At 63.3% G+C, this 11,964-nt stretch carries 16 protein-coding genes; 5 read left to right on the forward strand and 11 right to left on the reverse strand.

Annotation, left to right across the window (positions count from 1 at the left end; translation table 11 throughout):
• Positions 1 to 100 precede the first annotated feature (100 nt).
• Positions 101 to 1,021: a TIR domain-containing protein gene (locus tag DSP71_RS19440; RefSeq protein ID WP_181800790.1), complete on the forward strand. Its 921-nt coding sequence runs from the start codon at positions 101 to 103 to the stop codon at positions 1,019 to 1,021.
• Positions 1,022 to 1,053: 32 nt separating this feature from the next.
• Here the strand turns inward: DSP71_RS19440 and DSP71_RS19445 are convergent, their stop codons facing one another.
• The 6 genes from DSP71_RS19445 to DSP71_RS19470 all read right to left on the reverse strand — a co-directional run bounded on the left by DSP71_RS19445 (position 1,054) and on the right by DSP71_RS19470 (position 5,438).
• On the reverse strand, positions 1,054 to 1,305 hold the full coding sequence (locus tag DSP71_RS19445) for a DUF2188 domain-containing protein (RefSeq protein ID WP_082914296.1): 252 nt from the start codon (positions 1,303 to 1,305) through the stop codon (positions 1,054 to 1,056).
• A gap of 187 nt (positions 1,306 to 1,492) precedes the next feature.
• Positions 1,493 to 2,143, reverse strand: a complete 651-nt coding sequence (locus DSP71_RS19450; protein ID WP_147251409.1) for a hypothetical protein — start codon at positions 2,141 to 2,143, stop codon at positions 1,493 to 1,495.
• Between the two features lie 449 nt (positions 2,144 to 2,592).
• Entirely contained in the window at positions 2,593 to 2,994 is a 402-nt protein-coding gene (locus DSP71_RS19455) for a hypothetical protein (RefSeq protein ID WP_067117863.1), read from the reverse strand.
• Positions 2,995 to 3,308: 314 nt separating this feature from the next.
• The gene (locus tag DSP71_RS19460; RefSeq protein WP_067117860.1) at positions 3,309 to 3,887 is read right to left on the reverse strand and encodes a recombinase family protein; all 579 of its coding nucleotides are present in this window, start codon (positions 3,885 to 3,887) and stop codon (positions 3,309 to 3,311) included.
• A gap of 151 nt (positions 3,888 to 4,038) precedes the next feature.
• Complete coding sequence (locus DSP71_RS19465) at positions 4,039 to 4,683, reverse strand: SDR family oxidoreductase (protein ID WP_067117857.1); 645 nt, start codon at positions 4,681 to 4,683, stop codon at positions 4,039 to 4,041.
• Positions 4,680 to 5,438: an SDR family NAD(P)-dependent oxidoreductase gene (locus DSP71_RS19470; RefSeq protein WP_067117854.1), complete on the reverse strand. Its 759-nt coding sequence runs from the start codon at positions 5,436 to 5,438 to the stop codon at positions 4,680 to 4,682. Before DSP71_RS19470 ends, DSP71_RS19465 begins: the two co-directional genes overlap by 4 nt.
• 83 nt (positions 5,439 to 5,521) lie before the next feature.
• On the opposite strand from DSP71_RS19470, the gene DSP71_RS19475 reads away from it, so the two are divergent.
• Positions 5,522 to 6,076, forward strand: coding sequence for a TetR family transcriptional regulator (locus DSP71_RS19475; protein ID WP_067117851.1), 555 nt, complete (start codon positions 5,522 to 5,524; stop codon positions 6,074 to 6,076).
• A gap of 191 nt (positions 6,077 to 6,267) precedes the next feature.
• Here the strand turns inward: DSP71_RS19475 and DSP71_RS19480 are convergent, their stop codons facing one another.
• The gene (locus DSP71_RS19480) at positions 6,268 to 6,663 is read right to left on the reverse strand and encodes a GyrI-like domain-containing protein (protein WP_309472635.1); all 396 of its coding nucleotides are present in this window, start codon (positions 6,661 to 6,663) and stop codon (positions 6,268 to 6,270) included.
• Positions 6,664 to 7,001: 338 nt separating this feature from the next.
• Between DSP71_RS19480 and DSP71_RS19490 the strand changes: the two genes are divergently transcribed.
• From DSP71_RS19490 to DSP71_RS19500, 3 genes are all read left to right on the forward strand, one after another.
• Complete coding sequence (locus DSP71_RS19490; RefSeq protein WP_113681856.1) at positions 7,002 to 7,547, forward strand: pyridoxamine 5'-phosphate oxidase family protein; 546 nt, start codon at positions 7,002 to 7,004, stop codon at positions 7,545 to 7,547.
• 383 nt (positions 7,548 to 7,930) lie between these two features.
• Complete coding sequence (locus DSP71_RS19495) at positions 7,931 to 8,134, forward strand: hypothetical protein (RefSeq protein ID WP_046746435.1); 204 nt, start codon at positions 7,931 to 7,933, stop codon at positions 8,132 to 8,134.
• Between the two features lie 213 nt (positions 8,135 to 8,347).
• Positions 8,348 to 9,064 carry a TetR/AcrR family transcriptional regulator C-terminal domain-containing protein gene (locus DSP71_RS19500; RefSeq protein ID WP_045264176.1) on the forward strand — a complete coding sequence of 239 codons (717 nt, stop codon included), beginning with the start codon at positions 8,348 to 8,350 and terminating at the stop codon, positions 9,062 to 9,064.
• Between the two features lie 33 nt (positions 9,065 to 9,097).
• Here the strand turns inward: DSP71_RS19500 and DSP71_RS19505 are convergent, their stop codons facing one another.
• The 4 genes from DSP71_RS19505 to DSP71_RS19520 all read right to left on the reverse strand — a co-directional run bounded on the left by DSP71_RS19505 (position 9,098) and on the right by DSP71_RS19520 (position 11,901).
• Positions 9,098 to 10,192, reverse strand: a complete 1,095-nt coding sequence (locus tag DSP71_RS19505) for a YihY/virulence factor BrkB family protein (RefSeq protein ID WP_067117845.1) — start codon at positions 10,190 to 10,192, stop codon at positions 9,098 to 9,100.
• Between the two features lie 62 nt (positions 10,193 to 10,254).
• The gene (locus tag DSP71_RS19510; RefSeq protein ID WP_067117842.1) at positions 10,255 to 10,818 is read right to left on the reverse strand and encodes a DUF3618 domain-containing protein; all 564 of its coding nucleotides are present in this window, start codon (positions 10,816 to 10,818) and stop codon (positions 10,255 to 10,257) included.
• Positions 10,815 to 11,228, reverse strand: coding sequence for a phage holin family protein (locus DSP71_RS19515; RefSeq protein ID WP_061015471.1), 414 nt, complete (start codon positions 11,226 to 11,228; stop codon positions 10,815 to 10,817). The genes DSP71_RS19510 and DSP71_RS19515 overlap by 4 nt, the downstream gene beginning before the upstream one ends.
• Positions 11,206 to 11,901, reverse strand: a complete 696-nt coding sequence (locus DSP71_RS19520) for a hypothetical protein (RefSeq protein WP_067117839.1) — start codon at positions 11,899 to 11,901, stop codon at positions 11,206 to 11,208. The genes DSP71_RS19515 and DSP71_RS19520 overlap by 23 nt, the downstream gene beginning before the upstream one ends.
• Between the last annotated feature and the right edge of the window lie 63 nt (positions 11,902 to 11,964).

Raw genomic sequence — 11,964 nt, forward strand, 5'->3', positions numbered from 1 at the left:
ACAGAGTGGAGCCGGTTCCTGAGGCAACATCGATCGAGGGTTGCCCGTAGCACGCGGACGAATGGGTACGCTCGATCGGGATGTGACGAGAGGGGAAGCGATGACCGCATTTCGCGGAGCCACACGACAGGCCTTGGCCAGGTTGTTAGACGAGCACGCAACGCATTCGATTATTGACGGCCTCTACACAAGGTACGAGGTCGCCCCGCTTTCCCCGAGCACGAACCCGAATAAGCTTCGCAAGACCAATCATCTGGTCCAGAAGCTCGCAGATCGTGGAGCAGGCGATGACTTCGCTGCACTCGTTGCGTACGTGTCCACGAGCGCTTCCGGCATGTCATCCGCGTTTCGTCGCGGCAGCGCGGAATCCCTCGACTTCTACGAGAACTTCGATCGAGACGCGCAGCAGAAAACTCACACCCCCACGGCCGCGACGCCGCGCCCTGAACGGACCTTCGCTCGACCGGGCAGCTCGGCGCCGCCACCTCAACCCCCGAAGGCCTCCAAGCGATACGTTTTCGTTGTCCGCGGGCGCGACGCTGAGGCTTACCGAGCTCTCAGCAGCCTCCTAACCGCTCTCGACCTTCGCGTCATTTCATGGGACGACGCCACCACGCGAGCAGGCGGAGGAACCCCGCACACGCTCGAGATTGTGCGTGCAGGCATCGATCTTGCTGATGCCGTGATCGTCCTGATGACGCCGGACGACCTCGCGTATGTGAAGGCCGACTTCTACGATCCCGTGCGAGATGATCCTCGTGAGGCGAGAGAGACCGGGCAGGCCCGCCAGAACGTGATATTCGAGGCCGGCTGGGCGATGGCCCTTGGCCAAGAGAAGGTCATCCTGGTGCGAGTAGGCGACGTCAGGCCACTGAGCGACATTGATGGACTCAACTACGTCTGGCTCACCAATGACGTCGATAGCCGACGACAACTGATCACCCGGCTTCGCAACTGCGACGTTGAGGTGCACGACAACCACGATCGTTGGCGCGAGGCAGGCATCTTTCCGACGCGCTGACCGGCGGTTCACGCACCGAGATCAATGAAGGGTCAGCGCGTGTCTTTCCGAGGCGACTCGTTCTTGCTCCCTGAGTCGGAGTCGCGGAACTTGCCGTCCCGGCCCTGAATACGGATATCTCCGCGCCCGCCACCCGTATTGTCGACGATCTGCCGCGCGCGATCGATCGCTTCCTTCTGGGTTTCAAAATGACCAGACGAACGCTCCGCGTTCTCCTTCTTCACGTCCCAACCACCGCGATCTTTATTCTGGACGACGTACCGGTCCTCGTTATTGTTGGCCATCTCAGTCCTCCCGTTCAGATGAGGCTCACGGTACATCTCACGTCGACACTGCACTAGAGGCGTCAGGAAACTCTCGCTCTCGTATCGGAGTCGGGCGCTGCGCCAAGGACCGTCGTTTGGTGATCGCATGTCCGCGATGTCACACATAACGGGCGGCGGCCAACGGCCCCCGCCCGTTACGTGGTGGTTAGGCTGCGTTCTTTCCCACCGAGTCGCCGGTGTCGTATCGCCCGTCCACGAACCTCTTGAAGTAGGCGAGCAGGTCTTCCTCGTTTTCGAAAGCTCGCATCGTCAGAAGGAAGTTGGTCTTGCGACCGCGGCGAAGTCCTGCCTGATTCTTCAGCCGTTCCTTCGGAGTCAGAATCAGCTTGCCGTCGGAGGTGCTGACCGCCTGCTCGAGCTGCGCGAAGCTCAGGACGCTCGTCTCGTAGTACCGTCCTGCCGACATGAGCAACGTGTGACGAGCCCATCCATCCGGCACGAGGAGCAGAGGCTTCCCGTCGGCGACGGGGAGGGTGAAGATCTCCTCATCCCATTCCAGCGCCGTCGGGTTCCACACCTGTCGCTTGAAGGCGCCGACCTCGTGCGCGCCGGTGGAGAACTCTGGGTAGGCCGCGACCATGGACTCGGTGAAGCGAGCGAGGGGCCCGAACATGATCCGAGTGGTGACGTCGGAGGTGATGTCGCGATCGACACCGTTGACGAAAAGGGGCAGGTCCTCGATCTGGCGCAGAACTCCGACGCGGACGAGAGCTTCCACATCGTTGTTCAGCGTTTCCCAGATCCAAGAACCCACCACAGATGCGCCGCCATGGCCAGAGAAGCCTTCTTCGGCCATGCCCATCCTTGTCTCCCATGGCTCGAAGAACCGCTGCAAGAGGCGCTCACCACGCTGATGTGCGGCGGGGGTGCCGACGATGACTGACCTGGTTACCTCGCTGAGGAACGAGTCGGCACACTCGATGGCGTCGTCCGCGAACGGCTGCGGTGAACGGCGCAGCCGGACCGCATGAGGATCAACGTACAGACGGTTGTCGCACAAGACGTCAACGTTGTGGAACGGTACGGAACCATTGATCCCGTAGTACTGCGTGATAGAAGGCATACGCCTCTCCCATCGGTAAAAGGAAACCGAGTGGTCTCCCGAAATGAGACCCGAAGGGAGAGACGGTGGCGGGTGCCACCGAAACTTCGATACGCTGTAGTGGACCCTGAACAAGTCACCACCGCGCCCTTAGGGCCGGAACTGGCCTGAGTTTGCAACGCAATCTCAGGCCAGACTTCTCTCTAGCTGTCGACGGGATCGTCCTCCTGTTTGGTCCGATTTCCCTTGATCTCGACGCTTGGCCCCCTGAGGTCGATGAGGAGCATCCCGTCCTCCTCGAACGGCTTGTAGCGTCGGCTGACCAGCGTGTCAATGTCGTAGTACTGAGTGAACGCCGTCGCAGACACGATGACCTGGCCGGTGTCTCGTGCGGACTGCGGACGGATCGTGTACGCGTGTGACTCAGTTGACGGGCGCAACGCAATGACGTCACGCTCCTTGTCGAAGAGCAGCTCCACAGTGTCAGGTTCACCGATGAGCTTGTGCGCAGCCTTGTTGATAGAGAAGATTCCACGCTTCTGAATGGTGACACTCGGCGCCTTGGCGAGCGGCGCCATGCGCTTGTCGAACACTTCAAACGGCATCTGCGTACTCCTTTCATTCCCTGTACCTCCATCCTACACCAGGTTTCGTACCCTGATGTTTTTGAAGTTCTTGAAAATAGTCCTGGTGCCACTGAATCGCAGATTTTCAGTCGCGCACTTGACCCAAGCGAGCACCTCGCTGGACACAGTAGTAGCCCGCTCCGACATGCTGTTCGAGTGCGTGCATGGATCACCGATGCGACGAGGGCCGCGCCCAAACCGTTTCACCGACTCAAAATTTCGGGCTAGAGCGTTGTAAGCCGGGAAGCTCGCGCCGCGTTAGCGACGCTGGTCACGTTGTGAGCCAACGCGTTCTACATCCGCGGGTCGGGCGCCGCATTAGAGAACGCCCGCCGCACGCTGGAGGCCCCAACCCCCAGTACGCGTCCGATGCTCTCCCAGCTCTGGTGCTCGGCTCGCATCCGTTCGGCGGTCGCGATCCGCTCGGGCGTCATCACGCTCGGGCGGCCGCCGACGCGGCCCTGGCTGCGTGCGTAGTCGAGGCCGCGCTGCGTGTTGTCGCGGATGGTGTCGACGCGGAGCTGCGCGAACACGGCGACGATGCCGTAGAGCGCTCGGCCCATCGGTGTTGTCGTGTCGATCATGGGTTCGGTGAGGCTGACGATATTGACCTGGCGTGATTCGAGGTCCTGCAGCGTTTCGATCAGGATGCGCTCACTGCCGGCTAGCCGGTCGAGGCGGCGGACCTTGAGGGTGTCCCCCGGTCGGAGGTAGTCGAGGCATGCGAGCCACTGCGGACGGTCAGTGACGCGGCTGGATTCGCCGTGGTCGACGAACACGCGTTCGCAGCCGGCGGCGAGCAGCTCCGCCTTCTGCGCCTCGGGGTGCTGCTCTCGCTTCGAGACGCGGGCGTATCCGACTTCGTGTGCCATGCCGAAAACGGTACTGCCGATGTTTCGGCGCGGTTAGGTTTCGGCAGGGGGTTTCGGCGGATCACTTGTCGGCGTGTCGTGCACCTCGTCGTCGACGTCGGCGACCGCGCCGTAAACGATCGTTTTCGGTGGAGGGTCAAGCCAGTGGAATCTAACCGCGTAGCGCCTCGTCTACGGCACCGGCGGCGGTCGAACGGCCTTCGACGAGCTCCCATGTGTTCCCCGCCGCGTGGTCTCGTTCGAGAACAGCGGCGACCACCCCCGCGACGTCGTCGCGCGTGATCCGTCCGATGGGGAGTGTCCCGGTGGGGGCGAGTTGCACTCGATTCGTCCCCGGGGAGTTGAGGAGCTCTCCTGGCTGCAGAATCGTCCAGCGAAGGTCGCTCGCACGCAAAGCTCGTTCCGAGGCCTCCTTGGCGCCGAAGTACGTGTCCCAGAAACCGCCGTACAATTCGGGCGGGCGGGTCCGCCCGACGCCCATCCCGGTGATAAGCACGAATCGGTTCACAGCCGCGCTTTCCGCAGCCTCTATTACGCGCAGTGCGCCGTCGCGATCGACACGAATGGGGTCACCAGCCGCGGCGAACACCACCGTATCCACGCCCTCGAGCGTATGTTCCAGCTCGCTCACGGTCGATCGAGTGAGGTCTGCAACAGCGGAACGCACACCGGGATACGCGTTCTCGGTGCTTGCGCGACGGCCGATGGCGAGCACGTTCTTGCCATGCTGGGCGAGGCGTTCGACGATGCGTCGCCCGGTCTGCCCGGAGGCACCGAAGACTGCGACGGTGCTCACAGGAGGACTCCGCCGGACACTTCGATGCGCTCGCCCGTGACCCAACGCATGCCCGGCGAGACCAGAGCCACCACGGCATCGGCGATCTCGGACGGCTCACCGACTCGTCCAAGTGCCGTCTGCTGACCCAGTCCGTGCCTGAGCTCGGCGTTGTCGCGCATCGCACCACCGTTGAAGTCCGTAGCCGTGGGCCCCGGCGCGATGGTGTTGATCCGGATCCGCCGGCGACCGAGCTCGAGGGCAAGGCTTCGCGAGAGCGCTTCGATCGCCGCTTTCGAGGCCGCGTAGACGGCGGTGGCCGGGCTGACGTGTCTGCTTAGGGAACTCGATAGGTTGACGATGCGGGCACCGTCTGAGAGGTGGGGGGCGAACGACTGGATCACCAAGAGCGGACCTCGGACATTCACCGCGAAGGTGAGATCAAAATCAGCGACAGTCACCTCGGCCAATGGCGCGAACTGTCCCACGCCGGCGTTGTTGACCAAGACGTCGATTGCGGAGCCGGGCCACTGCGCGGCGATCAGGGGAAGTACCCGCTCGCACGCGTCGTTGATCGACCGCGGATCGCCGACGTCCAGCTGCAGAGCCAGCGCCTCTCCCCCGGCATCCTCGATGCGGCGGACAACCTTCTCGGCCGCCTCTGCCGACCGAGCCGCGGCGACAACGCGATATCCGCGCTCTGCAAGAGCGAGGGCGGTCGCGTGCCCCAAACCCCGCCCGGCGCCTGTGACGATCGCGATACCTGGCTCGGCCATAGGTTCTCCTCTAGTTAAGTAAATACCTACTTACTTATAAGCTAGAGGTGTTGTACCGAGCCGTCAAGTCGAGAGGAACGCAGATGAGGGATGCCGAGGCGACACGCGCGCGAATTCTGGCGGCAGCGGTAGGCGAGTTCGCAGAACACGGCCTCGCGGGATCGCGGGTGGACCGCATCGCCCAGAACGCGGAGAGCAACGTGCGGATGATCTATGCATACTTCGGCGGCAAAAGCGGCCTGTTCGACGCCGCACTCGAGACTGCGCTTCGTAAGCTCGCGCACGACGTCCCGCCGAACGCGGATGACCTGCCTGGATGGGCAGGAGAGGTCTTCGACCATCATCAACGCCACCCCGATATCCTTCGCTTGAGCATGTGGGCGAGGCTTGAGCGGCCGTCCTCGCTGGCGGAGCCTGGGGACGTCTACGCTGAGAAGGCGGACGCTGTCCGGGCCGTTACCCCCGAACCTTTGACTCCAGTCGACGTGCTCATCTTCATCTACGCGGTCGCCCAAGCCTGGCAACTGTCGCCGACCGGCCTCACGAGCTTGGACGGCATCAGCGACGACCCTCGCCGGATAGCCGCCCACCGTCGCGCCGTCGTCGCGGCGGTGTACGGGATCCTGCACTGCGCATGATGTCCTAAACAGCCGAGGTTCAGCGCCTCTCGCCGAAAACGCCTGCCGAAACGCACTTACGGCGAACATTTCTGGACACCGATTTAGGGCGGTGTGAGTCGCCCCGCCGCAAACGATCGTTTTCGGCGAGCGAACATGACCCGCCCTGATGAGAGCAGCCAGAGGGAATGCAGGTTCGACATAGACGGTCTTCAGCTGCGACGAACAGGCTGCTGCAACTCCGTCACCCAATCGGATTGGTTTTCCGAGATCGCCCGGACATAGAGTTCCCGACACGGCCCTGCGTGAACAAGCCCTCTAGCAAATATCTCAGCGTGGATCGCTTGCCAGCTTTCGGCGATGTGATCCATGGAACCGAGATGGATGCCACACACGGCCGCATCAGCAGCGGGCAGGTCGACAACTTCGAAGCCATCGCGGACGGGCCCGTTGTAGGCGTAGCCGGCGATGACCTGCAGACCTTCTTCAGTCGTCTCGTACTGGGCGATGGGCGTCGTCAGAGACCCACACTCACCGCCGATGACCCGCCACGCGGCGCTACGCAGCGATACCTGATTCCTGCCTGTGCGAGATCTGCACGATCTCAGTTCGCCGGTCCATCCTCTTGACTGCCGATGTGATGGCCGACCTGCAACGCTCGAGCAAGAGCGCGACCTTCCGCGACCGCGTCCGCCTTCATTGGATGACTGCCCTCGACCTCGGCAAACCCTACGAGCCTGTTATGCCAGGCGCCCTCTCGCTCGTAGGTCTGCACGTCCCCGTTAGACATTTCCTGTCTCCAATCTTCTGCAGGCGAAGTCTTATCCTCAGTCGGAGCACGGGACTACAGTGACCCCCTTGCAATCCTGAGTGGACCTTAGCCGGTGGGACCGTCACGATAAGAGCATCGCCGACTCGGCGCCGCTCCCCCTCAGGAAGGTTCGTGATGACTGCAAAAACTGAAAGCCGTGAACACGGCTCTCAACCAGAGGAGCTCGACGAGGCCGAGTGCTGGGAGCTGCTGCGAACCTCGCAGCTCTGCCGAATCGGCTTTGTCGGTGTGGATGGATTCCCCGACATTCGACCGGTGAATCACTTCGCTGTCGACGAGAGCGTGTATATCCGGTCAGCGGTGGACTCGAAGTTCCTGGCTGTCACCTCGCAGTGTCGTGTCGCAGTCGAGGTTGACGGAGCGGACGACGCCGACTTCTGGAGCGTCGTGGTTCGTGGCATTGCCGAGCAGGTGACCAGCGAATCTGAGCTTCACCGCGTCGGCGCGCAGCATTTCCAGTCATGGACCGCTACGCCGAAGGTGTTCGTGCTGAAGATCACCCCGAGCATCGTCACAGGCCGCCGGTTTCCGAAGTTCGCGCCCATCATGTCCCCCGCCTACGCCGTACCGATCACCGACAAGGCGCGAGCGCAGCACCGAGAGAAGCGCGGTGAGCGCCCTGCGCCTATCCCGCATTTCGAACCGCCGATGCCATCGTGACGAAAGGCGGGGCACTTCCCACTGCTCCCCCTCCACTCCACCCCGGACCCGAGACCCGATAATCCACTCCTCATCGAAGAGGGCGAGGCTGGTATAGACCTCACTTCCGGGCACCCGAGGAGGGCTGTGACGGCGGAACGGGGGACCTCCAAAGAGAACTCGCAGATTCGGCGCGCGAGCTCGACACATGCTCTGTGGACATCGTCCCTGACGCGAGAGCTGTCGATCGCTCCGCGATCGGCACCACGGCGATGACCTGCTCCCGCGGGTCTGATCGCCGCCGAACGCCCGGGCAGAAGTCACTCCCCGCTGTGTGCGACCGGGGTGTTCGCAGGAGGTACTCTAGCCGTCTCCCGAACAGGAAAAAGAGAAAGCAGAGGGCCATGACCAACGACAGCAATGCGTCACGCTTCGAGAACTCCGATACCGATGCTCCGACCAACGATTCCGAGGGAACGGTCAAGCCCGGGGGTCTGGGCGAGGACAACACCATCCCCGCGAACCCCGACGGGGTAGCCGCAGGCCTGTCCGACTCGCCTTCGCACTTCAACCCAGAAGAAGACGAAGCCGCCAACGGAGAAAACTGACCTGCAGGCTCTCGCGTCCGGCCAAACACTCTTCGATCCGCGAAGCGAGCTCTGCGCGTCTCATGATCGGGATCGCTCGGCGGGTACAGGACCGCACCGAGGGCAGGTAACCCTGCTTACGTTGTAAGCAGGGTTACCGTGGCATATATCGGTCGGTCCGATCTGCACCCGCAGGGACGGTGCGTTCCTGACCGTTGGGAGGGATGACGCGTCATGTCGAGAGGATCTAGCCGGGAGCCCCGAGGGTCAGCGGCCGGGCGCCTAAGTCGCGAACTCATCATCGAGACCGCCCTAGGCCAGATCGATCGCGCCGGGGCACAGGGCCTCTCTATGCGCTCCCTTGCTCAGGAACTGGGTGTGGAAGCGATGTCTCTTTACCGGTACGTGCACGGGCGTGAGGATCTGCTCGAGGGTGTGATCGCTCTGCTCCTCGGACAATTGACATCGAACCTGGACGACGAGTTGGCGGAGCACTGGCAGGGCTTCCTGCAGGATGTCGCCCATAAGGTACGTCAGATCGCGATCGATCATCCTCAGGCATTTCCGTTAGTGGCGACCCGGCATCCCGCGGCGCCCTGGCTACGACCCCCGCTACGCAGCGTCGAGGTCGTGAACACGTTCCTCAGCACCCTGCTGGGGCACGGGTTTACGGACGCGCAAGCGGTCGATGCGTATCGGTCCTTCAGCAGCTTCCTGCTCGGTCAACTCTTGCTGGAATCCGCGGTTCGGGGAGCTGAGACCGGCCCGGTGGAAGAACCGCTCGACGAAGGAAACGCGGATATACCCGAGCGTGACGGGAGCATCGGCTTGGATGACGCTCCGGAGGTCCGTCGGCTACGGGCTCTTCTGAGCGAGGACCATTCTGACGAAGAATTCGAAGTATCGCTGGAAGTACTCCTCGACCGTTTCGCCGGGGAGCTGTCCCAGTAGCTGCCGCGTGAGCGCCCCGAGCGAGGCCGTCCGTCAGTGTTCTCTGGCAGGACCGGGGGTGGTCGCGTCCTTGGCTGTGTCGTCGGGGTCGGCATTCTGTCGGATCTCTCGGCCCTTCTCGATGTCCTGCCGCTCCTTCTCGGCGGCCTTGTCGCTCTTGCGGGTGTCGCGCGGAGGTAGCTGGATGTCCTCCTCGGCGGCGATGCCCGCCTGCAGCTGGCGACCTCGCTCGAGCTCAGCATCGAACTCCGCGCCGAACAGCAGCGCGAGGTTCGCGATCCACAGCCAGAGCAAGAAGATGATGATCCCCGCAAGGGATCCATAGGTGCGGTCGTAGTTCGAGAAGTTTCCGACGTAGAACCCGAAGGCTGCGGTAGCGAGTGCGAGCACAATGATCGCTAGCAGGGCGCCCATGCTGATCCACCGGAATTTCGGCTGCTTCGCGTTCGGGGTGGCGTAGTAGAGGATGGCGACGACCAACACCACGATGAATATGAGCAACGGCCACTTGGCGATGGACCAGACCGTCTGGGGTACGTCGCCGATGCCGAGTGCGTCGCCGATCGCCTTGGTGACCGAGCCGGAGACGACAAGAATGATCGCGGCGATCACGAGCAGCACGATCGTGATCACGGTGACCAGCAGCTGGGCGGGCTTCAGCTTCCAGAACGGCCGCCCCTCCTCGATCTCGTAGATCCGGTTCATCGCACGGCTGAACGCTCCCACGTACCCGGATGCTGACCAGATCGCCAGCAGGATGCCGGTGATGAGAGCGAAACCGGCACCCGGAGACTCGGCGATCTGCTCGATCGGCCCGCGGATCGTGTCGACCGTGTCGCCGGGAGCAACCTGCTCGATGATTCCCAGCACCGCATCGCTGGCGGCTTTCCCCTGCCCGACGACACCCAGTAGCGAGAAGATTGCAATCAGGCCGGGGAACAGCGACAGCACCGCGTAATACGTCAGGGAGGCGGCGATGTCGGTGCACTGGTCCGAAGAAAACTCGCGAATCGTCTTCCGCAGTACGTATTTCCAGGACCTCTTGTGCAGATCGTCTGGGGAATCGGGCTTGCCTGATGCTTCGGGGTCTGGGGCGTTGCGCGGGGTGGCGGGGGCTGTGCTGGTCATCGCAGGTTCCTTCGTGACGGGGCGGGCCCGTCGTCTGACGGGCCCGCCCGATTCGTGCGGGTTCAGCTGTCGGAGATGGTCTCGCGAGCGTGCTGAGCCTGGTCTCTCACGTCGCTGGCCGCGCCCTGGACTTCGTCCTTAACGGTGGCGACGGAGTCCTGCGCCGACGACTTCACGGATTCGACCGACGCCTGCAGAGGCTCCTTCAGATGATCGCCGACTTCTTTCGCAGCATCGGTGACCTCGTCAACCAGCGGCTGCGCCTGCTCCTTCACGGTTGCAGCGAGGTCCTTCTCCTTCGATGACGCGGGGATCAGAGACGCCGCGAGCAGGCCGGCACCGAACGCGATCAGTCCGACCGCCAGCGGGTTCCCTTCCGCTTTGGCGACCGCGCGGTCCTTCAGATCTCCGGCGTGAGAGCCCGCATCCGACAGCGACGAGCCGGCGTCATCCGCGGCGCCCATCACACGCTCACGGACGGACGTGAACGCACCGCGAACCTTGTCGACCTGTCGGTCCACGATCTTCGACGGGGAGACCTTATCGGCCAGGGCGTCCACGTCCATGCCGAGGTCTTGGCGGGTCCGCTCAATGTCGGCGCGGATCTCGTCGGGTGAATCGCTCATCGGTTTTCCTCATTTCTCTTCAGCGTTTCGGGGATCTCTTTCAGGGTGTCCACGGTCTGCGGGACGCCCTTCACTTGCTTGATCTGGCTGCGCCCGACCAGGAACAGGATCAGGGCAATGAGTGCCCACAGGACCGCGACGACAACGCCGGACCAGCCGCCACCCATCAGCGTTCCCAGAGCCCACCACAGCGCGACGGACAGGAAGAACACCGCCATCAGTGCGCCGTAGCCGGCGGCACCCATCAGGCCCGCACCCTTGGCGGACTTCGTGGCCGAGTCCTTCAACTCTGCTTTGGCGAGGGCGACCTCCTGGCGCATCAGCGTCGAAATGTCACGGGACACTTCCCCGAGGAGATCTCCGATCGAGGTGGATGCGGCTTTCGCTTCAGACGGTGTCGGGTCGGTCATAGCCGTCCTCCCCCAGAATGTCCGGACGGCTGGCGGCCGCCTGCGAGTACACGGGCGTGCCAGCGCCCGTGTCGTTCACCACGGGGACGGGCACGGACGGGTCAGGGTGCACCTGCGGAGGTGCCGGCACGGGAGCGGCGTCTTTATCGTCGGAAGCATTCGCGGCGAGGGCGCGGGTGAGGCGCCCCACAACGATGCCGCCGATCGCGGCGGCGAGGATGAACGTGCCGGGCTTGCGACGTGCGTAGCGCTTGACCTCCGTGAGCACAGAACCAGGGTCCCGGTCGCCGAGCCAGGTTGCGGCAGCAGACAAACGCCCCGACACCTGCTGGACCAGATCGCTGGCGACGCCACTGCCTTCCGAGTTAGTGGCCATGGAGCCGAGCTCGTCGCTGACAGAGCGAAGACCACCGGCAAGACGCTGCTGCTGGGTGTTCGCCTGCTCCGACAGCTCCCGCTGCGTCTGCGCATACAGATCCTTCGCCTGCGTCTTCGCCTCCCCCACGACGGTCGCAGCCTCATCCTTGGTGGTGCCAAGAACATCCTTCGCCTGAGTTGCCGCCGTGTCCTTCAGATCGGTGGCTTCCTGCTTGACAGCATCCACCTTGCCCGAAGAACCGGGGGCGTTCACGCCCGAGCCGCTCGGGCTGGTCGTCTCATAGTTGTCCGACATTAGTGCTCCTCTCGCGGACCGACCGAACAGTCGGTGGAACCCGTTCTAGACCGTCTCCCCCGC

Origin of the sequence: Microbacterium sp. H6 (assembly GCF_003314775.1) — a bacterium.
Lineage (GTDB): Bacteria > Actinomycetota > Actinomycetes > Actinomycetales > Microbacteriaceae > Microbacterium > Microbacterium oxydans.